We start from the raw sequence: 26,981 nt of genomic DNA, 5'->3' as shown, positions 1-26,981 counted from the left end.
TCATCGCACGCATCCGCTTGAAAGTTATTGACATCCGGTGCGTCCGCTCCTGATACTCCCGTGACCCACCGTCGTCCCGCGCGACCCGCCGACCGGCCGCGCCGCCGAGGAGCCATGAGCCACCCCACCGCCTCCGTCCCGTCCGCCGCCGCGACACCGCCCCCCTCGGACGAGCGGCTGGCCCGCTTCCTCGCCTCGTGCGTGGCCGACCCGGCCCGTGTCACGACCGCGCTGCCCCGCCGGATCGCGGCGGCCCACGACGCCTCCCCCTACCTGTTCACCCCCCGTGCGGTGGTACGCGCGGCCTCGGCGGACGAGGTGGGCGCGCTGATGGCCGGGGCCCGCGAGGCGGGCGTGCCGGTGACCCTGCGCTCGGGCGGCACCAGCCTCGCCGGTCAGGCCGGCGGCGACGGCGTCCAGATCGACGTCCGTACGCACTGGCGCGACGCGGAGATCCTGGACGACGGGCGCCGCATCCGGCTCCAGCCCGGACTGACCGTCCGCCAGGCCAACGCCCGGCTCGCCCGTCACGGCAGGCGGCTCGGCCCGGACCCGGCCAGCGAGAGCGCCTGCACGATCGGCGGCCTGGTGGCCAACAACTCCAGTGGCATGAACTGCGGCACCCGGGACAACGCCTACCGCACCATCGAGTCCCTGCGGTTCGTCCTGCCGTCCGGGACCGTCGTCGACACGGCGGACGCCGACGCCGACGCGGCACTGCGGGCGCGCGAGCCCGACCTGCACGCGGGGCTGCTGCGGCTGCGGGACCGTGTGCGTGGCTCGGCCGCCTCGCGCGCCACGGTGGAACGGCTCTTCGCCATGAAGAACACCATGGGTTACGGGCTGAACTCCTTCCTCGACCACGACACCCCGGCCGACATGCTGGCCCGGCTCATGGTCGGCAGCGAGGGCACGCTGGGGTTCGTCGCCGAGGCCGTCTTCCGTACGGTCCCGCTCCTGCCGCACACCGCCACGGGCCTGCTCGTCCTGCCGGGCCTCGCCGAGGCGACCGACTGCCTGCCCGTCCTGCTCGCCGCGGGCGCCCGCACCGTGGAACTCCTCGACGCGGCCTCCCTGCGGGTGGCGCAGCGGTCCGGCGACCCGGTGGAGGCCCTGCGCGGGCTCACCGTGACCGGGCACGCCGCGCTGCTCGTCGAGTTCGCGGAGGACGAGGCCGAGGGGCTGGAGCACACCGTCGCCGCCGCGCAGCCCGCGCTGCGGCTGCTGCCCACGCTCACCCCCGCCGCGCTCACCCGGGACGCGGGGGAGCGGAACCGGCTGTGGCGGCTGCGCAAGGGCCTCTACACCGCGGTCGCCGGGGCGCGCCGCCCAGGCACGACGGCCCTGCTGGAGGACGTGGCCGTGCCGATGGACCACCTCACCGCCACCGGCGAGGGGTTGATCGACCTGTTCGCCCGGCACGGCTACGACGACGCGGTGATCTTCGGGCACGCCCGGGACGGCAACCTGCACTTCATGCTCACCCAGGAGTTCGACTCCGACGGGGAGCTGGAGCGCTACGCCCGCTTCACCGACGACATGGTCGACCTCGTCCTCGGGGCCGGCGGCACGCTCAAGGCCGAGCACGGCACCGGGCGCGCCATGGCACCGTTCGTCCGCCGCCAGTACGGCGACGAGCTGCACGAGGTGATGCGCGAGCTCAAGCGGCTGTGCGACCCGCACCGGATGCTGAGCCCCGGCGTCCTGCTCGACGACGATCCTCGAGCGCACCTCGGCAACCTGAAGAGCGTCCCGCAGGTCGACCCGGCCGTCGACGCGTGCGTCGAGTGCGGCTACTGCGAACCCGTCTGCCCCACGGCCGACGCCACCACGACCCCGCGCCAGCGCATCGCCCTGCTGCGCGAGATCGCCGTGGCCGACGCGGCGGGCGACGACGCCCGCAAGCGTGCCCTGGAGGACGACTACGGCTACGCCGCCGTCTCCAGTTGCGCCGTCGACAGCCTCTGTGTGACCGCCTGCCCCGTCCACATCGACACCGGCGAGGTCATGAAACGGCTGCGCGCCGACGGGCACGGCCGCACGGCCCAGGGCGTCGCCGACCAGGTCGCGCGGCACTGGCAGGGCACGGTCACGGGAGTGCGTACGGCCCTGAAGGCGGCCCACGCCGTCCCGCCGCCCCTCACCCGGGCGGCGACCAAGGCGCTGCGCGGCCTCGGCGCCGGAGAGCTGGTGCCCGCGTGGACCGGTGACATGCCGCGCAGCGGACCCGCGCGGCCCGCGGCTCGGCATCCCGACGGAGCGGAGGCTGTCTTCTTCGCCGCGTGCATCGGCAGTCTCTTCGCCCCCGAGGAGGGCGGCGACGGCGCCGGGGGAGCGGCGCGGGCGTTCCTGCGGCTGTGCGAACGGGCGCGGGTGCCCGTCGCCGTGCCGGACGGTCTCGGTGGCCTGTGCTGCGGCACACCCTGGCAGTCCAAGGGGTACACGCGCGGGCACCGGACCATGGCGGCGCGCACGCTGGACGCCCTGTGGGCGGCCTCCGACCACGGCAGGCTGCCCGTCGTCTGCGACGCGTCCTCGTGCACGCACGGGCTGGAACGGCTCGCCGACGCGCTGCCCGAGCAGGACCGCGCCCGCTACGCGGCCCTGCGGTTCGTGGACAGCGTCGCCTTCACCGCCGAACGGCTGCTGCCGTCGCTCCCCGCCGTACGGCCCCTGGCGTCCATGGCTCTGCACCCCACCTGCTCGACGACCCATCTGGGGGCCGACGACGCCCTGCGGACCGTCGCGGCCGTCCTGAGCCCGGACGTCACCGTGCCCGACTCCTGGGGCTGCTGCGCCTTCGCAGGGGACCGGGGACTGCTGCATCCCGAGGTCACCGAGGCGGCCACGGCACGCCAGGCCGCCGAGATCAACAGCCGCTCCCACGACGCCTACGCGTCCTGCAACCGGACCTGCGAGATCGGGATGACCCGCGCCACGGGGCGGCCGTACCGGCACATCCTCGAACTCCTCGACGAGGCCACCGCCTGAGCCGTGCGCGGAGCGTGACCCGGTGATCGCGCCAGAGGTCTTGACGCACCCGTGGTCTGAAAATATGTTTCATGGCACCGAGGCATAGTGAAAGAAAGTTTCGGACGCTGTCTCTCGTGTCACACAGGCCAGTCGAACCGGCTTCCGTCACGTATGACGGAATTGCGCCCCCATCGCCCCAGCCCTCTGAAACGCCCGAACCACAGGAGCCGTGAACGCCCATGTCCACCCAAGACGCCGTCGGGAACGCCGTGCTGCGTGACCAGCTGGCCACCCTGGCCACGGAGGCGTACCGGCCCGAGCTGGCGGACATCGACCGCCGCACCACGCTGGACATCGCCCGCCGCATGAACGCCGAGGACGCCACCGTCAGCGCGGCGGTCGCCGCCCGGCTGCCCGAGATCGCCGCCGCGATCGACGGCATGGCCGAGCGGATGTCCCGGGGCGGACGGCTCGTCTACGCCGGAGCGGGCACCGCCGGGCGGCTCGGTGTGCTGGACGCCTCCGAGTGCCCGCCCACCTTCAGCACCGACCCCTCCCAGGTCGTCGGCCTCATCGCGGGCGGCCCGTCCGCCATGGTCACCGCCGTCGAAGGCGCCGAGGACTCCGAGGAGGGAGCCCGCCTCGACCTCGACGCGCTGAAGCTGAGCGCCGACGACGTCGTGGTCGGCATCTCCGCCTCCGGCCGCACCCCCTACGCCGTCGAGGCCGTCCGGTACGCCCGCTCCCTCGGCGCGCTCACCGTCGGACTGTCCTGCAACGCCGGCAGCGCCCTCGCTGCGGCCGCCGACCACGGCATCGAGGTCGTCGTCGGCCCGGAGATCCTGACCGGCTCGACCCGGCTCAAGGCGGGCACCGCGCAGAAGCTGGTGCTCAACATGTTCTCGACCATCACCATGATCAGGCTCGGCAAGACCTACGGGAACCTGATGGTCGACCTGCGCGCCTCCAACGAGAAGCTGCGGGCGCGCGCCCACCGGATCGTCGGCCTCGCGACCGACGCCTCAGACGAGGCCGTCTCCGCCGCGCTCGCCGCCACCGGAGGCGAGGTCAAGAACGCGATCCTCCTCCTGCTCGGCGACGTCGACGCGCCGACCGCCGAGCGCCTTCTCCGCACCGCCCACGGACATCTGCGCAGCGCTCTCGAAGCCGCAGCCGCCTGACGCACCAGCCCTTACTCACAGCAAGGCCGATCTCATGGCGAACGAGAACAAGTACCGCGACACCGCGGCCGCCATCCTGCCCCTCGTCGGAGGCGCGGGGAACGTGGCGTCGGTGGCCCACTGCATGACCCGGCTCAGGCTGGGCCTGCACGACCGGACCCTCGTGCAGGAGGAACAGCTCAAGGCGCTGCCTTCGGTGATGGGTGTCGTCGAGGACGACACCTACCAGATCGTGCTCGGCCCGGGCACCGTCGCCCGCGTCACCCCCGAGTTCGAGACCCTCGTCGAGGAGGAGCGCGCCGCCGCTCCCGAGGCGGCGGCCCCCGCGGGCGCTCCGGCCCCCGAGGCCGTGACCGCCGAGGAGCTCGCCGCGCAGGGCGCCGCCCTGCGCGCGGAGCGCAAGGCCCGCAACGCCACCCCGTTCAAGCTGCTGCTGCGGCGCATCGCGAACATCTTCGTGCCGCTGATCCCCGCCCTCATCGGCTGCGGCATCATCGCCGGCCTGAACGGCCTGCTCGTCAACCTGGGCTGGCTGCCCGGCATCACCCCCGCGCTGGCCGCGATGGCCTCCGGGTTCATGGCGCTGATCGCCGTCTTCGTCGGCTACAACACGGCGCAGGAGTTCGGCGGCACACCGATCCTCGGCGGCGCCGTCGCCGCGATCATCGTCTACGCGGGCGTCGCCAACGTGGAGGCGTTCGGCCAGCACCTCTCCCCGGGCCAGGGCGGTGTCCTGGGCGCCCTCGGTGCGGCCTGGCTCGCCGTGCAGGTCGAGAAGTGGTGCCGCCGCTGGGTGCCCGTCTCCATCGACGTCCTCGTCACGCCCACCATCACCGTGCTGGTGTCCGGCCTCGTCACCCTCTTCGGGCTGATGTTCCTCGCCGGTGAGGTCTCCACGAAGATCGGTGAGGCCGCCAACTGGCTGCTCTCGCACGGCGGCGCCGGAGCCGGCCTGATCCTCGGCGGCCTGTTCCTGCCGCTGGTCATGCTCGGCCTGCACCAGGCGCTCATCCCGATCCACACGACCCTCATCGAGCAGCAGGGCTACACCGTGCTGCTGCCCATCCTCGCCATGGCCGGCGCGGGCCAGGTCGGTGCCGCGATCGCCGTCTACTTCCGCCTCCACCGCAACACCTCCATCCGCCGGACCATCAAGTCGGCGCTGTGGCCGGGCTTCCTCGGCGTCGGAGAGCCGCTGATCTACGGTGTCTCCCTCCCCTTGGGCCGCCCCTTCATCACCGCCTGCACCGGAGGTGCACTCGGCGGCGCGTTCGTCGGGCTCTTCAACCAGCTGGGCACCGACGTCGGCTCCACCGCGATCGGCCCGTCGGGCTGGGCGCTCTTCCCGCTGCTCGACGGCGACCACGGACTCGGCCAGACCGTCGCCGTGTACGCGGGCGGCCTGATCGTCGGCTACATCGGCGGCTTCCTCGCCACGTACTACTTCGGCTTCACCAAGACGATGCTCGCCGAACTCAACGTGGCCCCCGCGTCGTCCGAACCGTCCGCACCGGACGCCGCGACCGCCACGAGCCCGGCCACCGCCAAGGAAGAGGCACCGGCACCGGCCGGCGTCCCGGCCCGCTGACACGCCGGAGCCACAGGAACCGACCGTGGGGCGGTCACCGTTCAGCCGAACGGTGACCGCCCCACGACGCGTCCCGTCAGTCCCTCACCGCCCCGGCTTCCGCCGTGAAGAACTCCCACCGGTCACGCCTGCGGGGCGCCACCGTCCGCGGCCAGCCGGGTCAGCCACTCGCGCAGCAGCCGCCGCTCGGCGTCGCTGAGGACGTCCGTCTCGTCGGGGAGCGCGGCACGCAGGGCGCGGGCCGCCCCGGCGGGGCCGCTCTCCGTGGCGGGGACCGTCGGCTCGGCGTGGGTGACGGCGGCGATCGTGGCCTCGCGCAACGCGGTCAGCAGCGCCGGCGTGCGCCGCTCCGCCGGGGTGGAGTGCCAGGTGGTGACGGCGCCCCGGCCGGTCGCCTGGATGATCTGGGCGGCCAGCTCCTCGTCGACCCGCAGCCACCCGGCGGCCGCGAGCCGGCGCACCCGGCCGTAGAGCATCTCCAGGCCGGCGCGGTGCGCCTGGTCCGCCCCGCGCCCGGTCGCCCTGGTCATCACGGCGAACAGTTCAGGACGCGAGACGCCGAACTCCACGACGGTGTCCCACGCGCGGCGCAGATCCTCCACCGCGTCCTTCGGTGCGGGGTCGAGCAGCGCGCGCTTGCTCTCCAGGAACTGCGCGTAGCCGTGCTCCGCGACGGCTTCGAGGAGCCCCTCCTTGTCACCGAAGAGCCGGTAGATCGCCGGCGGCTGCATCCCGGCGGCGGACGCGACCGCGCGGGTGCTCACCGCGTCCGGCCCGCCGGTCTCCAGCAGCTCGACGGCGGCCTCGACGATGCGGCGGCGGGGGCTGTCGGCCGTGTCGCGCGTGGTCATGAATCGATGATACCGCCACGTTGCTTCCACTGATATTCCAGTGTTAGCGTCTAAGTGATTCCACTGGAAACAAGCTTGGGAGAACCCCGTGATCATCGTGACCGGAGCCACCGGAAAGCTCGGCCGGCGCGTCGTCGAACGCCTCCTGGAACGCGTTCCCGCCGACCGCGTGGGCGTCAGCGTCCGCGACCCTCGCAAGGCCCAGGACCTCGCCGACCGCGGCGTCCGCGTCCGGCAGGGCAGCTTCGACGACCCCGCCTCGCTCGTGCACGCCTTCGAGGGCGCCGAGCAACTGCTCCTCGTCTCCCTCGACCGCGCGGGCGAGGAGTGCGTCGCGGGCCACCGAACCGCCATCGACGCCGCGGTGAAGGCAGGCGTCGGCCGCATCCTCTACACCAGCCAGATGGGCGCCGCGCACCACTCCCAGTTCCAGCCCTGCCGCGACCACGCGCAGACCGAGGACCTGCTGCGCGCCACAGGGCTGCCCTGGACCGCCCTGCGCAACGGCTTCTACGCGTCCAGCGCCCTGCAGTTCCTGGAGGCCGCCCGCCACACCGGCGACATCGCCCTCCCCGCCGACGGACCCGTCGCCTGGACCGGTCACGACGACCTCGCCGAGGCCACCGCCGCGATCCTCACCGACGAGGGCCGCTTCGAGGGGCCCACCCCGCCCCTCACCGGCACGGCGGCACTCGACTTCGCCACGGTCGCCGAGATCGCGACGAAGGCCGCCGGACGGCCGTTCACCCGTACCGTCGTCCCCGACGAGGTGTTCCGCGAGCAGATGCTGACGCACGGCACACCGGAATCCCTCACCGACCTGCTGCTCAGCATCTTCGCGGCGGCCCGGAGCGGTGAGTTCACCTCCGTCGACCCCACCCTCGCCCAGCTGACGGGACGCGAGCCGGCTCCCTTCGGTGCCCTGCTGGAGCGCGCCTGGGCCGAACAGAGCCCGGCCGAGGGGACCGCCTCGTAACCGAACCGCGTCCTCCGTCCTCAGGAGCGGCGAGCGTGCATCGCACCTTTCGGGGGACACGAGGCGGTATGGCGAGAAGAGGCGGAAACAGCACGACGGCGCAGGCGGGGACGGACACGGCGGCACCCGGAGGGACGGGGGAGGGCACGGCGCTCAAGCGCGCCCTGACCACCCCGCTGCTCTACTTCTTCATCCTGGGCGACGTCCTCGGCGCCGGGGTGTACGTCCTGGTCGGACAGGTGGCCGCCGATGCCGGGGGAGCCGTGTGGGTGCCGCTCGTCGTCGCCCTGCTCCTGGCCCTGCTGACCGCCGCCTCCTACGCCGAACTGGCGACGAAGTACCCGCGGGCGGGCGGCGCCTCCCACTACGCGACCCGCGCCTTCGGGCCGTTCGCCGGGTTCGTCGCCGGCTTCTGCATGCTGGCCGCCGGCGTCGTCTCCGTCGCCGCGCTCGCCCGGGGCTTCGGGGGCGACTACCTCTCGGCCTTCGTGACGCTCCCCGTCGGCCTGGTGGCCGTCCTGTTCCTGGCCCTGCTCGCCCTGATCAACGCACGCGGCATCAAGGAGTCCACCCGCGCCAACGTCGTCGCCACCCTCATCGAGGTGGGCGGACTGATGGTCATCATCGTCCTCGGCGCCTGGCTGCTGCTGCGCGGCGACGGCGACGTCGGACGGCTCACCCAGCTGGGCACCCCCGAGAAGGGCGCCGCAGCGGCCGTACTGAGCGGGTCCGTCCTGGCCTACTACTCCTTCGTCGGGTTCGAGACCTCGGTGAACGTCGCCGAGGAGACCCGCAACCCGCGGCGCTCCTACCCTCGCGCCCTGTTCGGCGCCCTCGCCACCGCGGGAGCCGTGTACGTGCTGGTCGGCCTGGCGGCGTCCGCGTCGGTCCCCACCACGCGACTGGCCGAGTCGAGCGGGCCGCTGCTGGAGGTCGTCAAGGAGGCGGGCGGCATCCCCGAGCGCCTGTTCAGTGCCATCGCACTCGTCGCCGTGGCCAACGGCGCACTGCTGACCGGCATCATGTCCTCCCGCCTCACCTACGGCATGGCGAGGGACGGACTCCTGCCCTCGGCGCTGACCAAGGTGCTGCCCGGCCGCCGCACCCCGTGGGCCGCGATCGCGGTCACCACCGTGCTGGCGATGCTCCTCGCCCTCACCGGCAGTGTCGCCACCTTGGCCTCGACCCTGGTCCTGCTCCTGCTGATCGTCTTCCTCATGGTCAACACGGCCGTCCTCGTCCTGCGCCGCGACGAGGGCGAGGCCGACCATTTCCGCACCCCGACCGTCCTGCCGGTCCTGGGCATCGCGTCGTGCGTCCTGCTGGCCACGCAGATCGAGGGCGCTGTGTGGCTGCGCGGACTCACCATCGTGGCCGTCGGCGCACTGCTCGGTGCGGTGGCCACCGCGCGACGCAAGAGGAGTGCGCACGGCCACGGCCGGAAGGGGGAGCGGGCGGCCCCCGTCCAGACGGACCCGAGCGGCGCCCAGGACCAGAACCGCTCCCATGAGCACACGTGAACCACCGGAGAAGACCCCCGACGGGCACTTCGTCGTCATCGACGGGCGGAAGTGGCGGGCCACCGACCCGTTCCTCCCCGACGAGATCGGCGCACGCCTGCGGCGCCACCTGATGGCGGCCCGCCGCGCCGTGCGCACGGCGACGACGGCGAACGACGCGAAGGCGGAACGGGAGGCGCGGGCCCGCGTGCAGCGGGCCAAGGCAGCCCTCGGGGAGCGGGGCACTCCGTGGTGGGAACTGTCCGACGACGAGCGGCGGAAGCGCTGGGAGGACGGCCTGGCGGCCCTCGACGAGGAGACGCGGGACTGACCTATCGGGCGGGGTCGGGCATGGCGGGCGCCAGCGGGGACGCGTCCAGGAGGACGGCCGCCGCGGCGCGGGCGGTCGTGGCGGCGGAAGGGTCGCGGTCCATCTTCGCGGCCTGCCCGGCACCGTCGTACAGCAGGAGGAACTGCCGGGCGATGGCCTCCGGGTCGGCGTACCCGGCCGCGCCCGCCAGTTCGGCGAACAGCCCGCGCAGCCAGCCGCGGTAGTCGTCGGCGACCTTGCGGACGGCGCTGTCCTCGGTCGTCTCGGAGGTGGCCCGGGCGAAGGAGCAGCCGTTGAACCCGGGCTCGGTGAACGCTTCACCCAGTGCGTCGAAGACACCGAGCAGTTGCTCGCGCGGAGTGCGGAAGCGCGTCAGCGTGCGGCTGATGTGTTCCTTGCGGCGCTCGAAGCGGAGCTCCAGGTAGGCGCAGACCAGCCCTTCCTTGCTTCCGAAGGTGTTGTACAAGGATGCCTTGGCCACCCCGGCGTGCTCGATCACCCGGTCGATGCCGACGGTCTGCACGCCTTCGCCGTAGAAGAGCTCGTCGGCCGCCGTGAGAAGACGCTCACGCGCGGACACGCGGGTCGGGGTCCTGGCAGCCATGACGCCCACCTTTCTCTAGACAGACTTGTTCATTATAGCCGCTGCGAGGTCGGACCAGTCACGCCTCGGACATCCGAGCCGACAGCTGCTCCCGCTTGTCCCGGCGGCCGCTGCGCAGGAGCCCGGCGAGGGCGGCGAGCGCCAGTACGATGAGGGTGATGCTGTACTCCTTGGACGTCGTGATCAAGCCGCCGCCGTGCACGACCAGCACACCGGCGATGACGGCCGGGATGCCGAGACCGACGTAGCACACGACGTACAGCAGGGAGAGTGCTCCGGCGCGCTCATGCGCCTCGAGCTGCGGGATGACGAGCCTGATCCCGCCCTGGAACCCGCTGCCGAACCCGACACCGGCTATCGCGGTGCCCACGAAGAACCCGACCACCGACCAGGTGCCGCCCTGGCCCGAGCCGATCGAGAACAGGGTGATCGCGGCGCCGGCGACAAGGGTGCCGATGCTGAGCAGCATGACGGTCCGGGCGGCGGCACTCCGCAGCGTGATCGTGGTCACCGCCGCGAAGACGGCGAGAACGAACAGCGGCAGCCCGCCCCACACCACGGACGTGGAGTGCTCCAGGGTCCGCATGAGGGACGGTCCCAGGGCGCCGTACAGACCGCTCATGGACCACACGGCGAACATCACGGGCGCGGCGACGGCCACGGAGACGCGGGCCGACTTGGGCATCTTGAACTCCGGAACCATGCTGGCCAGCGCGCCCGGCTTGCGGCTCACCGTCTCCGGCATGGCGAGGACGGCCAGTGCCTGCAGGGCGAAGACGCCGAGCAGCACCGTGTAGATGAGGCGCGTGGGCGCCGGGAGGTACTGCACGATCAGCCCGGAGACCAGGGCCCCGGACGCGGTTCCCAGCATGGGCGCGAAGGAGTTCAGGAATCCGCCCCGGCGCGGGTGGATGTCGAGCATGCCGGCGCCGAGGGCTCCGGCGGCCGCCCCCACGCTCAGTCCCTGCAAGACCCGGGCGACCATCAGCGCACCCACGTCACCGGCGGTGATGAAGAGGGCCATGGCCACCACCTGGACGACCAGCGCCGTCACGATGACCGGCCGCCGGCCCACGTGGTCGGAGAGCTTGCCGAACAGGAGCAGTGAGGAGAGGACGGCCACCGCGTACACGCCGAAGACGACGGTGACGGTGATGGGGGAGAACCCCCAGTGCTGCTGGTAGATCGCGTACAGGGGTGTCGGCGCGCTGGACGAGCCCAGCAGCGACATGAGGATCGAGGCGTACACGGCCATCGAGATCCTGGGCCCCAGGGGCAGGAACCCGCGCCGGCGGACCGCATGTGCCGGGTGCTGCCTGATCGCGACGGTCGGAGGGGCTGAGGGGGAGGCGGTCGTTGCGCGACTCATGGGTCACTTTCGGCAAGAGGGCGAAGAGGACTCCTCGATAGTAGACAGACCTGTCTGTCCATTGCGAGCCGGCTTGGTAAGAATCAGGCATGGTCGCACGGCGTGATCGTCGGTTCGCGCGCTGTGGTGAAAGTGGCCTCGCCCTCGACCGGCCCGAGGCGGACGTCTTCCCCACTCGCACCGTGGCCCTGGCCGGGTCGACCGGACGGCACGCATCCGGCACAGGGACAGCTTGCAGGTCACGAGGTGAGGAAGCCGGCCTCGGACAGCACCTTCTGGCCCTCGGGGGACCGCACCAGCTCGATGAACGCCTTCGCCGCCTGCGGGTTCCTCGACTCCTTGAGCAGGGTGATCGGGTAGTCGTTGACCGCGTCGGCGGACTCGGGGAACTCCACTCCCTCCACCTTGTCGCCCGCGGCCTCCACGTCGGTCCTGTAGACGACGGCCGCGTCGGCCTCCTTCAGGACGACCTTGTTGAGGGCGGACTTGACGTCCTCCTCCCAGGAGACGGGCGTGAGCTTCAGCCTGCCGGTGTCGAGGGCCTTCTGGGTGGCGGCACCGCACGGCACCGCCTTGTCGCACAGCACGACCTTGAGGTCCGAGTCGGTGAGGTCCTTGAGGGAGGCGACGTTGTGCGGGTTGCCCGGCAGGGTGGCGATCTCCAGCTGGTTGCGCACGAAGGTGGTCGGCGCGCCGCTGCTGCCCCCCGCGTCGGTCACGATCTTCATCGTCTTGGGGCTCGCCGAGGCGAACACGTCCGCCGGCGCCCCGCCGGTGATGCTCGCGGCCAGGGCGTCGCTGCCGCCGAAGCTGAAGGTGACCTTCGTGCCGGGGTGGTCCGCCTCGAAGGTCTTGCCCAGTTCCTCGAAGCTCTCCTTCAGCGAGGCCGCCGCGAAGACGGTCACCTCACCGGACGGCTTGCCCGAGGCGGACGCCGACGAGGCGGAGTCGTCGGAGGAGCAGGCGCTCAGAGTCAGCAGGACGGCGGCGCTCACGCCGGTCACCTGCAGCGTCCGGCGGGTCCGGCGCGCGGAACGGGTCATCACGGTCCACTCTCTCCAGGCGGTGGGGACACAGTCGCGGTCGGGCGATCCGCTGAATGTGCATACGCCGATGATAGTGCCGCAAGTGCCAGCTGAAAGTCATCTGTAACATCGCATGAGCCGGGCCAGTGGCCCTGATGCCTGGCATGTGCGTATCTACGGATCCGAATGGGGGTCGGCATCGGGGCCCAAGCCGGCCTGACGGTGATCGGCGACGTGGTCATGGCGCGCTACTGAACCGATATTCGGTGTCCTGGGCGCCGTCGGCGTCACAAGATGGGGCGCATGACTCTGCCCACTCCCGTCCTGCGCACCGACCGCCTGCGACTGCGTCCCTTCACCGACGCCGACGCCGACTCCCTCTTCGCGCTGCACAGCAGCTCCCACGTGCTGCGCTACTGGGACTCCCCGCCATGGACCGACCCGGCTCGCGCCCAGCGGTTCCTCGCGAACTGCCGGACGCTGGAGGACGAAGGCACGGGGGCCCGGGTGGTCGTCGACCGTCTCTCCGACGGGGCGTTCGTCGGCTGGTGCGGACTGTCCGACTGGAACCCCGAGTACCGGAGCGCCTCGTTGGGCTACGTCCTCGGCGACGCCATGTGGGGCCACGGCTACGCGACCGAGGCCGCGCACGCTCTGCTGCGGTGGGCGTTCGACACCCTGGACCTGAATCGCGTCCAGGCCGAGGCCGACACCCGCAACGAGGCGTCGGCCCGGGTCCTCGAGAAGCTGGGCTTCGTCCGTGAGGGCACGTTGCGGGAGGACTGCGTGGTGAACGGCGTGGTGTCCGACTCGTGGGTGTACGGCCTGCTCAAGCGGGAGTGGCAGCCGTCAGCCGTGCGGGGGACGCGCTGAGCGACATGCCTACAGGTCGGCCACCAGAAGCCGGTAGCCGACGTCGAGCGAGTCCCGGTCGAGCAGGTCGGCATGGCGTCGCTGCCGGCGGCCGGAGACCAGCGCCACGCCCGCAGTAGGCCCGTCCACCGCCTCCGGACAGCCCGCACCGAAGCGATTTCGAGTGACCGCTCCTGCGTTCGAAGTGACGTGTCACGGAGGCCATTTCTGGGCCGAGAGCGCAACTTCGACAGGGCCGGCGGATACCTCTACCGTCACCGTCACCTTCACCAGGACCTCGGCGATCGCCGTGCGGCGGCCCCGCACCAGGAACCACACCCAGGGAGACGCATGCCCCACCTCGCGCTGTACACCTTCGGAGTCCTGAAGTCACCGCTCGCCGATCCCTCCCCGCGCACGCGCGAGTTCTACGCCACCGGAGAGACCGTCTACAAGACGATCGGTCAGCACCCGGGGTACCTCGCGCACGCCGAACCGGCAGAGAGCGACCGAGGCGTGCTCTTCGGGGCGGACTGGGGCGCGTGGGGAGAGTTCGCCGTACCGGCGTGGTACGACAGGGGCCGCACGGCGGACACCGTCGCCCTCGCCGCGACCCTATCCCTCTGGACGGGTCTGCGTCCCGCGTTCGACGCCGTCTACACCGGCCTGCACCGCGCGGCACTGAACAGGCGTCACGACTGGTTCGAGAGGACACGGCACCCCGGTCACGTGCTCTGGTGGGCTGCCGAGGGCACGGTCCCCACCTGGCAGGACGGCGTCTCCAAGCTGGAATCCCTCCACGACCACGGCTCCGCGCCGCACGCCTTCACCTTCCACCGCGCGTACACGCCGGAGGGAGCCGCGACCACGGCCGGCGATCACACCACGTGAGACGACCGGGTCGCGGCCGACCTGGCGATCTGCTCGATCTTCGCGTGGTGGGCCGCCCGGGCTTCCTCGTCGACCTTCTGCTCGTACCGGGAGCGCATTCCGGTCCGCCCGTCGACGCTCTCGCGCAGGATGTCGGCGTGCCCGGTGTGCCGGCCGGTCTCGCCGAGGACGTGGACCAGGACGGCGAACAGGGTCGTGTTGGGACGCGGTTCCGGCCACCACGGCACATGGCCGGGGGTGTCGAGGGGAAGCTCGCTGATCGTCGCGTCCGCGTGTTCCCACGTACGCCGGTAGAAGCCGACGATCTCCTCGCGGGTCTCGTCCTCGGCCGCCCAGTGGTCGCTGCCGTCGTGGTCCTGCCATCGGGGCAGCGGTTCCGGGGACGGCCGGTCGAAGACCTCGCCGAAGTACCTGGCCTCGACGTTCGCCACGTGCTTGACCAGGCCGAGGAGGTTGGTCCCGGTCGGCGTCAGCGGCCGGCGCGCGTCGTATGCGGACAGGCCGTCGAGCTTCCAGAGCAGCGCCTCACGGTCCCGCCGCAGCCTGCCGTGCAGGACGTCCTTCGCCAAGTCGTCGATCATGCGGCAGGAGCCTGCCACGGACGGGCTCCTGCCCTCAAGAATCTCCGAGTGATCCCTGTTCACTTCCGGACGCACTTGAAGCTTGCCGCGCTCCCAGGGGCACCTGCCCGGTACTTCGGCCAGCTCGGGTACTCGCACAGAGGCCGAGACCGGCCGCCGTTCGCGTCGGTGACGACCGGAGCGACGGGCTGCCTGTCCTGCTCGGTCCAGCGCTCGACGGCGGTGAGGGAGTCCCAGGCGGCGGCGAAGGCGGGGCTGCCGAAGTTCGCGTGATTGGCGCCCGGCACGAGGTAGTACCGCATGAACTCCCGTGTCCTGCGCGGCCCCACCGCGTCGGCCACCCGCTCGTAGTAGTCGTTCGTCGCCCGGTGCGAGACCAACTCGTCCGCCGCGCCGTGGAGCAGCAGGAGCTTGCCGCCGGCCCGCGCGAAGGGGGAGAGGTCCGCGTCGTTGATGTCCTGCAGTTCGGACAGGCGGCTGATGCGCTCGAGCCACTTGCCGGGACGGGCCGGGTCGACGGTCAGGGAGTCGTGGCCCGGGTCTCTGGTGAGGGCGTACCTCACCCACTGGTCCCAGTACTGCATGCCGTACCCGCTCGTGAGCGGCATCGGATGGGACGGTGCCGTCGCGCCGAAGCCCAGGATCGGGGTGCGCATGTCGGCGCCGGAGAGGAAGGGGAAGCCGGGGTAGCCGCGCTCGCCGCTGGCGACTCGGTACGGCCACTTCCACGGCGACGAGATGGCCCGCACCGCGGCGATCTGACGGTCGGAGAGACACGAGGGACCTGTGTCGGCGCCGGCCGGGCAGCGCAGACCGGCCGGGTCGAACCGGCAGGCGTCCGGGTTCGAGACGATCCGGTCGGTCAGACCGTCCAGCCCGTCGCACGCGCGCATCACGCCCTCGTAAAGCAGCGTCTGCTTCTCCGGTCCGGGGAACGCCCCTGGCCGCGCCAGCACTTGCGTGGCGTGGCCCAGATAGAGCGCTTCGGCCAGGTTGTTCCAGGCCGGGTACGCGGAGATCACGCCGTCCACGGCGGTGGGCCAACGCTGGACCATCGCCAACGCCTCCCGGCCACCGGTGGATCCGCCCGCGAAATAGGTGTGCCGGGGCTTCGCGCCGTAGAACGCACGGATCACGAACTGGGCCGCGTCGTGCGTCTTCTTGAGCGCGTCACCGGCGGCGAAGTTCCGCAGTGCCTCGTCGTTGGCGGCGAAGGAACCGTCGAGGGAGAGGACGGGGTGCTTGGCCGGGTCCGCCTGGTGCCCGGAGTCACTGGCGTACGTCGCGTAGCCGCGTGCCAGCGGTGTGGTCCCGCCCTTCTCGGCGAACGGGACGTCGGCCCGGACGTCGGGAACGGTGCCGTTGTATCCGCCGCCCCCGAGCATCATGGATCTGCGGTTCCAGTCGAGGGGGAGGGCGACGTGCAGGGTGATGCCGGGTGCGGAGCGGTCGACGGGGGAGAGGGTCGCGTCGACCCGGCAGTAGGGGAGACCGACTCCGCTCACGGTCTCCGTCACCGGGGACGAGGCGTGGACCCGGCCGCCGCGCGTGGGCAGGGAGATGACGACCGCCGGAATGGCCGTGCCCGTGAGCGCCGCGCACTGGGCCCGCGCGCTCCGGGGCGTGGCCTCGGACGGACGCGCCTGTGCGGGGACGGCCAGGAGGGCGCCGGCCGTGGCCAGCGCGATCCCCGTCAGCGTCCTGGGGTTCATACGGTTTCCTTCCTCCGGAGAGGGGCGTCGGGTGAGGGGGCCGTCATCGGCTCGGTTCCGGCATGCGCTGGGCGCGGAGTTCCGAACGCCGGACCTTGCCCGCCGCGTCCCGCAACGAGTCGTGGACCAGCTCGATCGACTTGGGCAGCTTGTGGCGCGACAGCCGGCCGTCGAGGAAGGCGTGGATGTCGTCCGCGGTGACGTCGGCCCGGCGGGGCGTGTGCACGATCGCGTGGAGCCGGTTGCCGGTGTCGGCGTCGGGCAGACCGATGACGACGGCGGTGAGGACCTGGTCGTGCTCGACGAGGGCGGCCTCGATCTCCGCCGGGTACACGTTGACGCCTCCGACGGTGATCATGTCCGAGCGGCGGTCGTGCAGGTACAGGTAGCCGTCGGCGTCGAACCGCCCCATGTCCCCGAGTGACGACCAGCCGTCGAGTGTGGTGGGTTCGGAGCCGATGTAGCGGTAGGTGGCCGGGGTCCCCGGTGTGACCCGCATGTAGATCTCGCCCGAGACGCCGGGCTCGCGGATCTCGGTGCCGTCGGCGTCCAGCAACTTCATCTGACCCCATGTCACCCTGCCGACGGAGCCCTCGTGCCGGAGCCACTCGTCGCCGCGCAGCGTGCATCCGGCTTCCGCCTCCGTGCCGCCGTACAGCTCCCAGACCCGTTCGGCGCCCAGCCACTCGATCCACGTCCGCTTCAGCCAGACGGGGCAGGGCTCCGCGCAGTGCCAGACCGAGCGCAGCGAGGTGAGCGAGTACCGGTCGCGCACCTCGTCCGGGAGCGCCGTGATGCGCCGCATCATGGTGGGGACCAGGTACACCCACGTCACCGCGTGCTCGTCGATCGCGGCCAGCGTCCGTTCCGCGTCGAACCTGGTCAGCAGCGTCACCGAGCCGCCGAGGAAGATCGTGGTCAGGGCGGTGACGAACGGGGCGTTGTGGTGGAGCGGAGCCGTGATCAGCGCCTGCTCCCGGGCGCCGATCCCCCACATGTCCGAGTCGAACGCGGAGGTGACCGCCGGCCGGCCGGACAGGATGATCTTCGGGCGGCCGGTCGATCCCCCGGAGGTCGGGGCCTTCCACGACGGCGCGGTCGCCGGTGCGAGGTCGTCGTCGCTCTGCCCGGCTCCCAGTTCCTCCACCGTCACCGCCCTCGTACGGTCGACGAGCGCGCCGTCCGGTTCGGTGACCACCACGGCGGGCTCGCCCAGTTCGAGGATGGCGTGGAGTTCGGCCGGCCTCATCCGCGGTGACAGGACCTGCGGGGTGGCACCGGCCTTGTAGCAGGCGAAGACGGCGAGCACGAGATCCGTCGAGTTGGGCAGGACCAGGGTCACGATCCGGCCGGTGGCAGCCCCGGCGTCCAGCAGACCCCGCGCCACCCGGTTGCTGCCCCGGTGCAGCTCGGCCCAGGTCAGCGTCTCGGTGCCGGCGCGCACCACCACGGTGTCCCCGAGCTCGGCGGCGAAGGCGCCGGGGATCTCGGACAGGGGGAATCCTTCTACGGGCGGGAACGTCACGCCAGGACCTCCGGGTCGCGCTCGACGGTGGACGGTGCGCTCCCTGCGGTCGTGCGGTCCTCCCGCCGTAGGGCCCAGCGCAGGGCCACCGCGAGTCCGCCCGCGACGAGGGACGCGACGATGACGATGGGGAAGCCGGAGGTGGGGTCCCCGGAGTCGGACTCGGCCAGACCGAAGAGATACGGCCCCACGAAACCGCCGGTCAGACCGACCGTGTTGATGAAGGCCAGCCCCGCCGCCGCCACGATTCCCCCCATCCGGGCCATGGCGACCGACCAGAAGACGGGCAGGGTGCCGAACAGCAGCATCGACATCACGCCGATCAGGACGATGCGTACGGAGGGGGAGGAGACCGAGAGGAAGACCGCCGCGACGAGGGCCGGGGACACCGCCAGGACACCGATGGTCAGGGACTCGCGGGGGAAGCGCCGGTAGAGCGCCGGTACCACCAGTACGCCGATCGTTCCGCCGATGCCGGTCACGCCGCTGAGCAGGCCGACCAGGAAGGAACCGCTCACGTCCAGCGACTCGATGATCGACGGCACGTTGAACGTCACTCCGTTCATCGTGAGCTGGTTCAGGAAGTAGATGACGCCGATGAGCAGGATGAACGGGCGTCCGAACGCCTGCCCCATCTTGCCCTTCAGGCTGTGCGCACCGCCGCCCTCACCACCCTGCGCGGTGTGTTCGGCATGCTCGCTCAGTACGGCCGCCTCCTGCGGGGCCAGCCACTTCGCGTCGGCCGGTACCTCGGGGAGGAGGGCCAGGACGACCAGGCCGATGCCCATGGTGATCAGGCCCTCGATGAGGAACATCCACTGCCAGCCGTGGAAACCGGCGACGTCGTCGAGCTCCATCAGGGCACCGCCGAGCGGCCCGCCCAGGAGCAGACCGAGCGTCGGCGCGAGGTAGATGAAGCCGATCGCGGTGGCCCGGTCCTTCTGCGCGAACCAGCGCGTCATCATGAACATCATCGCCGGGTACAGACCGGCCTCGGCGGCACCGAGGGCGATCCGCCCGATGTAGAAGGTGACGTCGTCGGCGATGAACATCATGAGGGACGTGACCGCGCCCCAGGACAGGGCGATCCGGGCGATCCAGCGCCGCGGTCCCACCCGGTACATGACGAGGTTGCTGGGCACCTCGAACAGCGAGTACGTCAGGAAGAAGAGACCGGCGCCCAGACCGAACGCGGCCGCGCTGATGCCCACGTCCGCCTGCAGGTGGGTCTTTGCCAGGGCGATGTTGGTCCGGTCGACGTAGGACATGAAGTAGGTGAGGCAGAGGAGCGGCAGCAGCCGCAGCAGCGCCTTGCGGGTCGCGGCGGCGTGCGGACCGCCGACGGCAGGAATCGACATGCTGGTCACTCCCGGAAAGCCGGACTCGGGGACGGGGGATCACGCGCGGTCGACCGGTCGACCGGCCGGAGCGTCTTCGGTGCGCGGGGACAGCCGGCTGCGTCGTGCATGACGACGAAGCGTTGTGGGGGTGACAGTAGAGCGCCGCGCGCCCGACCTGAGATGGAACGTACGTACACCACTCACCCGGTGATGGTGTATGAATTCACCACCTGATCGGCGTGAGTGGTGGCAACGATGGAACAGACCGATTCCGGCACGGCCGGTACCGTCGGCGACGGCGAACTGACCTCCTACCGGCTCCGCCGCGAGCGCGAGCTGAGCAGCCTGTACCAGACGGCCCGGTCCCTGACCGCCCTGGGCGAGGTCGACGAGGTGCTGCGGTCCATCGTCCGGCACGCCCACGAACTCATCGGCAGCGACTTCGTCTACCTGTCTCTGCTGGACGCGGAGGGCTACCTCACGCTCAAGGCGTCCGCCGGCACGATCTCGTCGGAGTTCTCGTCCGCGCGCGTCCCACGGGGGCGGGGCCTGGGCGGACGCGTGCTGCAGCACAAGGCCCCGTTCTGGGTGAGCAACTACCGCCAGGCACAGGCCCTGCCGCACGACCCCACCTTCGACCTGCTCGTCCCCCGTGAAGGGCTCACGGCGCTGCTGGGCGTACCGCTCCTCGTGGGGGAGGAGGCCATCGGGGCGCTCTTCGCCGCCGACCGCACCGAACGGCCCTTCGAGAAGGACGAGGTGGCTCTCTTCAGCGCCTTCGCCAGCCATGCCGCCGTCGCCCTCAACAACGCGCGGCTCTACGAGCAGACCCGGGTCTCGCTACGACGCCTCGAGGACGCCTACCGGACGATCGAGGACCAGGTCTCCACGCTGGAACGGGCCGCCGCCGTGCACGAGGCGCTGACCCACGTGGTGCTGACCGGCGGCGGGCCCGGCGACATCGCCCAGCTCCTGGTCGAGCAGCTCCAGGGCACCGTCACCATCCAGGACCGGGACGACAGGGTCCTGGCCGTCCGGCCCCACGGAGAACCGGGGGAGGACGGCGAGGAGGACCTGGGCCGCCGGCTGCGCGAGGAGGCCCGCACCACCGGGCGGTGCGCATCGGCGCAGGGCCAGGACGGCACCTTCCGCAGCGTGATCGCCGCGCGGGCCGGCGGCAGCCACTTCGGCTTCCTGACCCTGGCACGCCGGGCCGCCCCGGAACCGGCGGAGGTGCGCATGCTCGAACGCTCCGCCCAGATCATGGGGTTGCTCATCCTCATGCGGGACGCGCGGGTCGAGGCCGAGGAACGGGTCCGGGGCGAGCTGCTCATGGAGCTGATGTCCCCTGCCCCACTGCATTCCGCCCAGCGCGACAGGGCCCTGGCCCGCGGGGTCGACGTCGACCACCTCGACACCCTAGTTGTGGTCGAGTGCCCCGGACGGTCCGCCGCCGACATCGTCCGGCAGCTCAAGCCCCTCTCCTCCGCATGGTCGGGGCTGGCCGGCGAGTACCTCGGGCGGGCGACCATGCTGCTCCGCGCCGACGGCGAGAACGACCTGGCCGGCACCCTGCACGATTCCCTGCGCCGGGCCATCGGCGCACCCGCCCTCGTGGTCTGCGACCGCATCGCCGGCCAGGAACGGTCCCGCTCCCACGCGCTGGCCCTGCGCTGCCTCAAGGTCATGCGCGCACTCGGCGAGACCGACCGAGGGGTCAGCACACGCCAGTACGCGATGTACGCGCTCGTCTTCGACCCCGACCGCGCCGACGACCTGGACCGCTTCCTCTCCGACAGCCTCGGCCCGCTCCTCGAGTACGACCGCCGTCGGTCCACCTGCCTGGTGGCGACGGCGGCCGCGTACTTCGCCCACTCGGGGAACCTGAGTCAGACGGCTCGCGCCCTCCACGTACACCTGAACACGCTGCTGAAGCGGCTGGACAGGATCGGAGTCCTGCTCGGCGAGGACTGGCGCTCCGCGGACTCGGCCCTGCGGCTCCATCTGGCGCTGCGCCTGCACGAGTTGAGAGCGGCGGTCGACGGCCCGGCGCCCGGCACGTCCGGCTGAACCCGCGGGCGGTGGCTCACTTGTCGTTGACGTCGCGCTCGAAGTCCTGAGCGCACTGGTCGCGTTCCGCCCGGCTGTCGGCGTGCTTGACGCAGTCGTTGTAGTCCTTGAACTCGTCGGAGTTGAGGAAGGAGATCCCGACCGCGACGATCACCGACGACGCGACGAGCCCCAGCCCGCCGAGGATCGCACCGGCGATGGCCATGCCCCGGTGCCGCGCACGCCCGCCACGGGCACGCCGAGCGGCGACGATCCCGAGGACGAGGCCCAGCAGGCCCAGGATGACGCCGCCGAAGACCGACCAGAAGAGGACGCAGGCCGTGATGCCCAGCACCAGGGCCGCGATCGCCAGACCGTTGGTCCGGGGAGCCTGCGGCTCGCCGTACGGCTCGGAGGAGTGCGTGTTCGGGGTCTGATATGTCATCTGAGTCCTCGCTGCTCCGTGGTTCACGGTGTGTCATTCCCGCCGTGCCTCGCTGGCCGTGTGCCCCGGGAAGCGCCCGGCATACGCGGCGTCAGAGGACCTGTGACGGCCGTGCGTCGGCGGCGCCGGGGTCCGGGGGAGGTCACTTCCGGCCTTCGGGCTATGAGGCGAGGTCCCCCCAGAGGTCGGTGCGGTGGTCCTCGACGAGAGCACCGATACGGGCGAGGACGTCGGAGACCGGTCGCGGGTCGAGACGCCGCCCGTCACGCAGGCGCAGCGCCACGCTGCCCTCGGCGGCCTCCTTGGGGCCGATGACGGCCTGATAGGGGACCAGACGGGCCTCCCGGACGCGCGCGCCCAGAGTGCCGCGGTCCGGTCCGGCGATCTGGGCCCGCAGCCGCAGTTCGGCGCAGCGCCTCGCGAGGGCGACGGCGTTCGGGAGTTCGTCGTCCGAGATCGGGAGGATCGCCACCTGGGTCGGGGCGAGCCAGGCGGGGAAGGCGCCCTGATGCTGTTCGATGAGATGGGCGACGGCGCGTTCGACACTGCCGATGATGCTGCGGTGGACCATGACCGGGCGATGTCTGGCGCCGTCCGCGCCGACGTAGTACAGGTCGAACTGCTCGGGCTGGTGGAAGTCGACCTGCACGGTGGACAGGGTGGACTCCCGGCCCGCGCTGTCGGTCACCTGGACGTCGATCTTGGGGCCGTAGAACGCGGCCTCGCCCTCGGCAGCCTCGTAGGGCAGTCCGGAGCGCTGGAGGACGTCGGTCAGCAGGGCGGTGGACCGCCGCCACTTGTCGGGCGCGGCCACGTACTTGCCGCCCGGGCCCGGGAGGGAGAGCCGGTAGCGAGCCGAGGTGATGCCGAGTGCGTCGTAGGCCCGGCGGATCATCTCCAGCGCGGCCCGCGCCTCCGCGGCGACCTGGTCCAGGGTGCAGAAGATGTGCGCGTCGTTGAGCTGGATGGCCCGCACCCGGGTCAGCCCGCCGAGTACACCGGACAGCTCCGAGCGGTACATGCCACCCAACTCCGCCATGCGCAGGGGTAGTTCGCGATAGCTGTGGGAGCGGGAGCGATAGATGACCGCATGGTGAGGGCACAGACTCGGCCGCAGTACGACCTGTTCACCGCCGAGGTCCATCGGGGGGAACATGTCGTTGCTGTAGTGAGCCCAGTGCCCCGAGATCTCGTACAGCTCCCGCTTGCCGAGGACGGGTGAATACACGTGCTGGTAGCCGGCCCGCCGCTCGGCGTCCCGGATGTACTCCTCCAGGGTGTGCCGCACGGCCGCGCCGTCGGGAAGCCAGTACGGCAGACCCGCCCCGATCAGCGGATCGGTGTCGAACAGGTCGAGCTCACGGCCGAGCCTTCTGTGGTCCTGCGAGGTGGTCATCACGGTCTCCCTGCTTGATGCGGGGCAAGTGACCGGGACTACGCCGAAGCCCCGGGGCACTTGCCCCGGGGCTTCGGATCAGGTCGTCTGTCAGCGCGCCGGGACACTCTCCGGCGTCGTCGTCATGGCAGCAGCGCGCTTCATGCCGCGGACGGTAGCAGCGAGCCGTGATGCTCACACAGTGATTTTCCGCGCGGGACCGGAACCGGGGCTGCGGCCGCCGACTCAGCTCTCGGTGACGCGGATGATCGTCTTGCCGTGAACGCGCTCGGCGGGGGCGAACGCGGACGCCGCCTCCGCGAGTGGGCGGACGGCGCCGACGATCGGCTTGAGGCGGCCGTCCCGTACCCGCTGTGCGAGGTCGGCCAGGCGGATCCGGTCGGGCTCGACCACGAAGAAGACGCCGCGTCCGCCGCGGGGGTGGACGGTGACCGGTTCGGCGATGGTGACCAGGGTGCCGCCCGGGCGGACGAGGGCGGCGGAGCGTTCGAGGATCTCGCCGCCGATCACGTCGAGCACGACGTCCACCTCGCCCACCTCCTCCAACTTCTCGGCCTCCAGGTCGACGAACGCGTCGGCGCCCAGGTCCCGGGCGGTCTGACGGCCGGACGCCCGCCCGGTGCCGATCACCCGCGCCCCGGCCTCGCGCGCCATCTGGACGGCGAGGGAACCGACGCCCCCTGCCGCGCCATGGATGAGGACGGTCTGCCCGGTGGTCAGGTGCGCGTGGTCGAACAGGGCCTGGTAGGCGGTGAGCCCGGAGATCGGCAGCGCGGCGGCCGTGACGTGGTCGACGTCGGCCGGGAGTGGCGCGAGATTGCGTGCCTCGACTGCCGTGTACTGAGCCAGTGAGCCGTTGCGGGCCCAGTCGGCCATGCCGAAGACACGCTGGCCGACGGTCAGGCCGGTCGTGCCGTAGCCGAGCTCGGTGACCACGCCGGACAGCTCGTGGCCGGGCACGCTCGGAGTACGGTCGCGACCGGCCCGGTCCGTCCACGTGGCGGGCCAGTCCAGCTCACCCGGGGTGAAGCCGGCGGCGTGGACCTCGACGATCACGTCGTTCTCGGCGGCGTGCGGATGCGGCAGTTCGGACAGGGCCAGGCCGGCGACACCGGCGTCACGGTCCTGGACGGTGATGGCTTGCATGAGGAGTCCTCGGCGTAGGGGAGACGTAGGGGGAGCGGACATCGCGCCAGACGACCTGGGCGTCCTCGCGCCACGCGGTCGCCCGCCGTGACCGGTCCCGGCACCCTTTCACCCGTTATCGCACATGGCGCAGGATGCGGCACGGCTGACAGATGCCCGCGGTGATCACGTTTTCGACCCTACGGGCGGGGCGGCCCAGGCGTCTGGGCCATTCGAGCCGCCTTTCGGTGGTCCACTTCCCGCCCGTACCCGACGGCGGGCCGAGCCGCGATCGCGCGGGGAGTGGCGGCTTGCCGGTGACGGGCGCGTGCACCACGCTGAGCTTCGCGGACGAGGGGCACCGGTGGCCTCGGACCACGCACCGATGAGTTTCCCGCACCCGGCTGGTCTCCATGCCGGACGCCCACGGTCGGAAGGCTGCGCCATGCGAAAACTGATCTACGCCATGAACCTGAGTCTGGACGGCTACATCGCCGCCGCCGGTGACGACATCGACTGGAGCGGACTGCCGAGCCCCGAACTGTTCCAGTTCTGGCTCGACTTCGAGAAGGGGTGCGGGCTGTCGCTGTACGGGCGCAAGCTGTGGGAGGCGATGAGCTCCTACTGGCCGACCGGCGACCAGCAGCCGGAGGCCACCCCTGCGGAGATCGAGTTCGCGCGGAACTGGCGGGACACGCCGAAGGTGGTGTTCTCGTCGACGATCGACAAGGTCGACTGGAACACCCGCCTGGTCACCGGCGACGCGGTCGCCGAGATCACCCGGCTCAAGGCCGAGGACGGCGACCCGATGCACGTCGGCGGCGCCACGCTCGCCGGGGCGGCGATGCGCGCCGGGCTGGTCGACCAGTACGTGGTCGTCACCCACCCGGTCCTGGTCGGAGGCGGCACACCGTTCTTCACCGCGCTGGACGGCTGGGTGAACCTGAACCTGACCGGGACGCGGACGTTTCCCGGCGGCGTGGTCATGGCCCGGTACGAGACGAAGCGCCCCGCCGAGGCGTGAACTCACCTCATCGAGCGCTCAGTCGATGAGACGGGGGTACCTCGGCCCGCGCATCCCGACCTAACGTTCGGTACATGACCGAGACCGCTTACGAACTCGCCCAGGTGAACATCGCCCGGCTCAAAGCGCCGCTGGACACACCCCTGTTGAAGGACTTCGTCGACCACCTCGACCCGGTCAACGCCGACGCCGACGCCGCCGACGGATTCGTGTGGCGGCTGCAGAGCGAGGAGGGCGACGCGACGGCCATCCCCGTCCTCGGCGACCCGTGGCTGATCATCAACATGTCGGTGTGGCGGGACACCGACACCCTGACCGCGTTCATGTACCAGGGCCGCCACCGGGAGATGCTCGGCCGCCGGCGCGAGTGGTTCGAGCGCGTCGAGGAAGCCATGACGGCGCTCTGGTGGGTGCCGGAGGGCCACCGTCCCACCGTCGCGGACGCCGAATCCCGGCTGCTGCACCTGCGCACCCATGGTCCGACCCCGTACGCCTTCACCCTGCGGACGTCCTACCCGCCAGGCGGCGCCGAGTCGCGGATCGGCGAAGTGCCGGAGGGGATGGGCTGCTCGGTGATCTAGGTGCACGACGGGATTTGTCGGCTCGCGGGCTGGGCTGACCCGCTCGGGTGATGGCTCATCCAGGGGACTGCCCTTTGCTGCTCGGCGGTCCGGTCACAGGGTGTCGGCCACCGATGCCGGCTCAGTCCGCGAGTGATTGCGCTATCCGGTCGAGGTCTTCGAGGAGTGCGGTGAGCCGATCATCGGGGATGGCGTGGACCATGCGGGTCTCGATCGCGTAGACGGCCTTCTGTGCTGCCGTCAGGCGGCGCATGCCTTCGTCGGTGAGGCTCGCGGGACGGGCGCGGCCGGTCTCGACGGTGGCGGGCCGGGTGAGCAGTCCCTGGTCCTGAAGGCCGCGCAGGACGACGTTCATGGACTGCCGGGTGACGAAGGTGGCCCGGGCGAGGTCCGCGTTGGACATGCCTGGTCGCGCGGCGAGGACCTCCAGGCAGGCGTACTGCGGCACGGTCAGATCGTGCTCGCGCAGCGCCTGGTCCATGGCGCCGCGGAGAGCGGCGTGGGCGCGCTTGAGGCGGTATCCGACGTGATCGAGCACGTCGTCCGCGGGATGCGGCGGACCCGGATGTGAGGTGTCCTGCATGTCAATATTTTGACATGCCGAGGGCGCGAGTCTATCGTCGGGTATGTCAAAGTCCTGACATGGCAACGAGGAGAACCGCCATGACCATCGGCATCACCGGCCCCGATTTCATCGCTCTGCAGGTCCGCGACCTGGAGGCGGCGGCCGAGTTCTGCGAGAAGAACCTCGGTCTGCGGCGGACCCCCGCCTCGCCTCCCGGTGCGGTCGTCTTCGACACCAAGCCCATCGCGCTGGCCGTACGCGAGCCGCTGCCCGGCACCGACCTGGACGCCGGCCGCCCCGGTCTCGGCGTCGCCCTGTGGTTCGCCACTCCCGACACCCAGGCGTTCCACGACCGGCTCAGCGCGAACGGCGTCGAGATCCTCACGCCGATCGTGCCGAGCCCGTTCGGTCCGACGTTCTCCTTCGCCGGCCCCGAGGGCTACGTCCTGACCGTGCACCAGGAGGGCTGACACGGGAGAGCCGTCTCCTTCGCGCCTG

24 protein-coding genes are annotated in these 26,981 nt (G+C 71.5%); 12 read left to right on the top strand and 12 right to left on the bottom strand.

Annotation, left to right across the window (positions count from 1 at the left end; translation table 11 throughout):
- The first annotated feature begins 114 nt into the window (after window positions 1-114).
- The 3 genes from ADL34_RS10545 to ADL34_RS10535 all read left to right on the top strand — a co-directional run bounded on the left by ADL34_RS10545 (window position 115) and on the right by ADL34_RS10535 (window position 5,742).
- On the top strand, window positions 115-2,991 hold the full coding sequence (locus tag ADL34_RS10545; protein ID WP_062672546.1) for an FAD-binding and (Fe-S)-binding domain-containing protein: 2,877 nt from the start codon (window positions 115-117) through the stop codon (window positions 2,989-2,991).
- A 221-nt stretch (window positions 2,992-3,212) separates the two neighbouring features.
- Window positions 3,213-4,154 carry an N-acetylmuramic acid 6-phosphate etherase gene (gene murQ / locus ADL34_RS10540; RefSeq protein WP_062672548.1) on the top strand — a complete coding sequence of 314 codons (942 nt, stop codon included), beginning with the start codon at window positions 3,213-3,215 and terminating at the stop codon, window positions 4,152-4,154.
- Window positions 4,155-4,188: 34 nt separating this feature from the next.
- Entirely contained in the window at window positions 4,189-5,742 is a 1,554-nt protein-coding gene (locus ADL34_RS10535) for a PTS transporter subunit EIIC (RefSeq protein WP_062672549.1), read from the top strand.
- Window positions 5,743-5,864: 122 nt separating this feature from the next.
- On the opposite strand, the gene ADL34_RS10530 is transcribed toward ADL34_RS10535, so the two are convergent.
- Window positions 5,865-6,593 carry a TetR/AcrR family transcriptional regulator gene (locus tag ADL34_RS10530; RefSeq protein ID WP_062672551.1) on the bottom strand — a complete coding sequence of 243 codons (729 nt, stop codon included), beginning with the start codon at window positions 6,591-6,593 and terminating at the stop codon, window positions 5,865-5,867.
- An 88-nt stretch (window positions 6,594-6,681) separates the two neighbouring features.
- On the opposite strand from ADL34_RS10530, the gene ADL34_RS10525 reads away from it, so the two are divergent.
- The 3 genes from ADL34_RS10525 (at window position 6,682) to ADL34_RS10515 (ending at window position 9,399) form a co-directional block, all read left to right on the top strand.
- On the top strand, window positions 6,682-7,569 hold the full coding sequence (locus ADL34_RS10525) for an SDR family oxidoreductase (protein ID WP_062672553.1): 888 nt from the start codon (window positions 6,682-6,684) through the stop codon (window positions 7,567-7,569).
- A 68-nt stretch (window positions 7,570-7,637) separates the two neighbouring features.
- Window positions 7,638-9,089 carry an APC family permease gene (locus tag ADL34_RS10520; protein ID WP_079034386.1) on the top strand — a complete coding sequence of 484 codons (1,452 nt, stop codon included), beginning with the start codon at window positions 7,638-7,640 and terminating at the stop codon, window positions 9,087-9,089.
- Window positions 9,076-9,399, top strand: coding sequence for a hypothetical protein (locus ADL34_RS10515; protein ID WP_062672555.1), 324 nt, complete (start codon window positions 9,076-9,078; stop codon window positions 9,397-9,399). Before ADL34_RS10520 ends, ADL34_RS10515 begins: the two co-directional genes overlap by 14 nt.
- 1 nt (window position 9,400) lies before the next feature.
- Here ADL34_RS10515 and ADL34_RS10510 read toward each other — a convergent pair whose 3' ends face one another.
- The 3 genes from ADL34_RS10510 to modA form a co-directional block, all read right to left on the bottom strand.
- On the bottom strand, window positions 9,401-10,003 hold the full coding sequence (locus tag ADL34_RS10510; protein ID WP_234374983.1) for a TetR/AcrR family transcriptional regulator: 603 nt from the start codon (window positions 10,001-10,003) through the stop codon (window positions 9,401-9,403).
- Window positions 10,004-10,061: 58 nt separating this feature from the next.
- The gene (locus ADL34_RS10505) at window positions 10,062-11,258 is read right to left on the bottom strand and encodes an MFS transporter (protein WP_234374982.1); all 1,197 of its coding nucleotides are present in this window, start codon (window positions 11,256-11,258) and stop codon (window positions 10,062-10,064) included.
- 353 nt (window positions 11,259-11,611) lie between these two features.
- Window positions 11,612-12,415: a molybdate ABC transporter substrate-binding protein gene (gene modA / locus ADL34_RS10500; RefSeq protein ID WP_062672559.1), complete on the bottom strand. Its 804-nt coding sequence runs from the start codon at window positions 12,413-12,415 to the stop codon at window positions 11,612-11,614.
- A 285-nt stretch (window positions 12,416-12,700) separates the two neighbouring features.
- Between modA and ADL34_RS10495 the strand changes: the two genes are divergently transcribed.
- Both ADL34_RS10495 and ADL34_RS10490 read left to right on the top strand, forming a co-directional pair.
- Complete coding sequence (locus ADL34_RS10495; protein ID WP_062672560.1) at window positions 12,701-13,270, top strand: GNAT family N-acetyltransferase; 570 nt, start codon at window positions 12,701-12,703, stop codon at window positions 13,268-13,270.
- A 330-nt stretch (window positions 13,271-13,600) separates the two neighbouring features.
- On the top strand, window positions 13,601-14,140 hold the full coding sequence (locus tag ADL34_RS10490; protein WP_062672562.1) for a DUF3291 domain-containing protein: 540 nt from the start codon (window positions 13,601-13,603) through the stop codon (window positions 14,138-14,140).
- Here the strand turns inward: ADL34_RS10490 and ADL34_RS10485 are convergent.
- From ADL34_RS10485 to ADL34_RS10470, 4 genes are read right to left on the bottom strand one after another with little or no spacing between them, the layout of a single operon-like run.
- The gene (locus ADL34_RS10485) at window positions 14,128-14,721 is read right to left on the bottom strand and encodes a DinB family protein (RefSeq protein WP_062672563.1); all 594 of its coding nucleotides are present in this window, start codon (window positions 14,719-14,721) and stop codon (window positions 14,128-14,130) included. The two genes, ADL34_RS10490 and ADL34_RS10485, sit on opposite strands and share 13 nt — an antisense overlap.
- A 59-nt stretch (window positions 14,722-14,780) precedes the next feature.
- A complete protein-coding gene (locus ADL34_RS10480; RefSeq protein ID WP_062672565.1) occupies window positions 14,781-16,433 on the bottom strand; it encodes a tannase/feruloyl esterase family alpha/beta hydrolase in 1,653 nt (550 codons plus the stop codon).
- Between the two features lie 43 nt (window positions 16,434-16,476).
- On the bottom strand, window positions 16,477-17,958 hold the full coding sequence (locus tag ADL34_RS10475) for an AMP-binding protein (RefSeq protein WP_062672567.1): 1,482 nt from the start codon (window positions 17,956-17,958) through the stop codon (window positions 16,477-16,479).
- Window positions 17,955-19,316, bottom strand: a complete 1,362-nt coding sequence (locus tag ADL34_RS10470; RefSeq protein WP_062672569.1) for an MFS transporter — start codon at window positions 19,314-19,316, stop codon at window positions 17,955-17,957. Before ADL34_RS10470 ends, ADL34_RS10475 begins: the two co-directional genes overlap by 4 nt.
- Before the next feature lie 237 nt (window positions 19,317-19,553).
- Here ADL34_RS10470 and ADL34_RS10465 point away from each other — a divergent pair, with 237 nt between their 5' ends.
- Window positions 19,554-21,368 carry a helix-turn-helix domain-containing protein gene (locus ADL34_RS10465; protein WP_107115726.1) on the top strand — a complete coding sequence of 605 codons (1,815 nt, stop codon included), beginning with the start codon at window positions 19,554-19,556 and terminating at the stop codon, window positions 21,366-21,368.
- Between the two features lie 16 nt (window positions 21,369-21,384).
- Here ADL34_RS10465 and ADL34_RS10460 read toward each other — a convergent pair whose 3' ends face one another.
- The 3 genes from ADL34_RS10460 to ADL34_RS10450 form a co-directional block, all read right to left on the bottom strand.
- A complete protein-coding gene (locus ADL34_RS10460; protein WP_062672571.1) occupies window positions 21,385-21,792 on the bottom strand; it encodes a DUF4190 domain-containing protein in 408 nt (135 codons plus the stop codon).
- Window positions 21,793-21,952: 160 nt separating this feature from the next.
- A complete protein-coding gene (gene thrS, locus ADL34_RS10455; RefSeq protein WP_062672573.1) occupies window positions 21,953-23,188 on the bottom strand; it encodes a threonine--tRNA ligase in 1,236 nt (411 codons plus the stop codon).
- Between the two features lie 225 nt (window positions 23,189-23,413).
- Window positions 23,414-24,334 (bottom strand): NADP-dependent oxidoreductase, encoded by a 921-nt coding sequence (locus ADL34_RS10450; protein WP_062672575.1) that lies wholly within the window; start codon window positions 24,332-24,334, stop codon window positions 23,414-23,416.
- Window positions 24,335-24,758: 424 nt separating this feature from the next.
- Here ADL34_RS10450 and ADL34_RS10445 point away from each other — a divergent pair, with 424 nt between their 5' ends.
- Window positions 24,759-25,337 (top strand): dihydrofolate reductase family protein, encoded by a 579-nt coding sequence (locus ADL34_RS10445; protein WP_062672577.1) that lies wholly within the window; start codon window positions 24,759-24,761, stop codon window positions 25,335-25,337.
- 74 nt (window positions 25,338-25,411) lie between these two features.
- On the top strand, window positions 25,412-25,918 hold the full coding sequence (locus tag ADL34_RS10440; RefSeq protein WP_062672578.1) for a DUF3291 domain-containing protein: 507 nt from the start codon (window positions 25,412-25,414) through the stop codon (window positions 25,916-25,918).
- A gap of 121 nt (window positions 25,919-26,039) precedes the next feature.
- Here the strand turns inward: ADL34_RS10440 and ADL34_RS10435 are convergent, their stop codons facing one another.
- On the bottom strand, window positions 26,040-26,501 hold the full coding sequence (locus ADL34_RS10435) for a MarR family winged helix-turn-helix transcriptional regulator (RefSeq protein ID WP_062672580.1): 462 nt from the start codon (window positions 26,499-26,501) through the stop codon (window positions 26,040-26,042).
- 80 nt (window positions 26,502-26,581) lie between these two features.
- Here ADL34_RS10435 and ADL34_RS10430 point away from each other — a divergent pair, with 80 nt between their 5' ends.
- Entirely contained in the window at window positions 26,582-26,953 is a 372-nt protein-coding gene (locus ADL34_RS10430; RefSeq protein WP_062672581.1) for a VOC family protein, read from the top strand.
- The last annotated feature ends 28 nt before the right edge of the window (window positions 26,954-26,981 follow it).

The sequence above is a fragment of the Streptomyces sp. NRRL WC-3605 genome, assembly GCF_001509795.1.
GTDB classification, from domain to species: domain Bacteria; phylum Actinomycetota; class Actinomycetes; order Streptomycetales; family Streptomycetaceae; genus Streptomyces; species Streptomyces viridochromogenes.
The sequence above is the reverse complement of the archived record's forward strand: the minus strand, read 5'-3'. Positions and strand labels throughout refer to the sequence as shown.

What these genes read in the sequence shown, in the direction of transcription:
- ADL34_RS10545 (WP_062672546.1), top strand. Translation starts at nt 115, where the DNA reads ATGAGCCACCCCACCGCCTCCGTCCCGTCCGCCGCCGCGACACCGCCC.
- murQ (WP_062672548.1), top strand. Translation starts at nt 3,213, where the DNA reads ATGTCCACCCAAGACGCCGTCGGGAACGCCGTGCTGCGTGACCAGCTG.
- ADL34_RS10535 (WP_062672549.1), top strand. Translation starts at nt 4,189, where the DNA reads ATGGCGAACGAGAACAAGTACCGCGACACCGCGGCCGCCATCCTGCCC.
- ADL34_RS10530 (WP_062672551.1), bottom strand. Translation starts at nt 6,593, where the DNA reads ATGACCACGCGCGACACGGCCGACAGCCCCCGCCGCCGCATCGTCGAG.
- ADL34_RS10520 (WP_079034386.1), top strand. Translation starts at nt 7,638, where the DNA reads ATGGCGAGAAGAGGCGGAAACAGCACGACGGCGCAGGCGGGGACGGAC.
- ADL34_RS10515 (WP_062672555.1), top strand. Translation starts at nt 9,076, where the DNA reads ATGAGCACACGTGAACCACCGGAGAAGACCCCCGACGGGCACTTCGTC.
- ADL34_RS10510 (WP_234374983.1), bottom strand. Translation starts at nt 10,003, where the DNA reads ATGGCTGCCAGGACCCCGACCCGCGTGTCCGCGCGTGAGCGTCTTCTC.
- ADL34_RS10505 (WP_234374982.1), bottom strand. Translation starts at nt 11,258, where the DNA reads ATGGCCGTGTACGCCTCGATCCTCATGTCGCTGCTGGGCTCGTCCAGC.
- modA (WP_062672559.1), bottom strand. Translation starts at nt 12,415, where the DNA reads ATGACCCGTTCCGCGCGCCGGACCCGCCGGACGCTGCAGGTGACCGGC.
- ADL34_RS10495 (WP_062672560.1), top strand. Translation starts at nt 12,701, where the DNA reads ATGACTCTGCCCACTCCCGTCCTGCGCACCGACCGCCTGCGACTGCGT.
- ADL34_RS10490 (WP_062672562.1), top strand. Translation starts at nt 13,601, where the DNA reads ATGCCCCACCTCGCGCTGTACACCTTCGGAGTCCTGAAGTCACCGCTC.
- ADL34_RS10485 (WP_062672563.1), bottom strand. Translation starts at nt 14,721, where the DNA reads ATGATCGACGACTTGGCGAAGGACGTCCTGCACGGCAGGCTGCGGCGG.
- ADL34_RS10480 (WP_062672565.1), bottom strand. Translation starts at nt 16,433, where the DNA reads ATGAACCCCAGGACGCTGACGGGGATCGCGCTGGCCACGGCCGGCGCC.
- ADL34_RS10470 (WP_062672569.1), bottom strand. Translation starts at nt 19,316, where the DNA reads ATGTCGATTCCTGCCGTCGGCGGTCCGCACGCCGCCGCGACCCGCAAG.
- ADL34_RS10465 (WP_107115726.1), top strand. Translation starts at nt 19,554, where the DNA reads ATGGAACAGACCGATTCCGGCACGGCCGGTACCGTCGGCGACGGCGAA.
- ADL34_RS10460 (WP_062672571.1), bottom strand. Translation starts at nt 21,792, where the DNA reads ATGACATATCAGACCCCGAACACGCACTCCTCCGAGCCGTACGGCGAG.
- thrS (WP_062672573.1), bottom strand. Translation starts at nt 23,188, where the DNA reads ATGACCACCTCGCAGGACCACAGAAGGCTCGGCCGTGAGCTCGACCTG.
- ADL34_RS10450 (WP_062672575.1), bottom strand. Translation starts at nt 24,334, where the DNA reads ATGCAAGCCATCACCGTCCAGGACCGTGACGCCGGTGTCGCCGGCCTG.
- ADL34_RS10445 (WP_062672577.1), top strand. Translation starts at nt 24,759, where the DNA reads ATGCGAAAACTGATCTACGCCATGAACCTGAGTCTGGACGGCTACATC.
- ADL34_RS10440 (WP_062672578.1), top strand. Translation starts at nt 25,412, where the DNA reads ATGACCGAGACCGCTTACGAACTCGCCCAGGTGAACATCGCCCGGCTC.
- ADL34_RS10435 (WP_062672580.1), bottom strand. Translation starts at nt 26,501, where the DNA reads ATGCAGGACACCTCACATCCGGGTCCGCCGCATCCCGCGGACGACGTG.
- ADL34_RS10430 (WP_062672581.1), top strand. Translation starts at nt 26,582, where the DNA reads ATGACCATCGGCATCACCGGCCCCGATTTCATCGCTCTGCAGGTCCGC.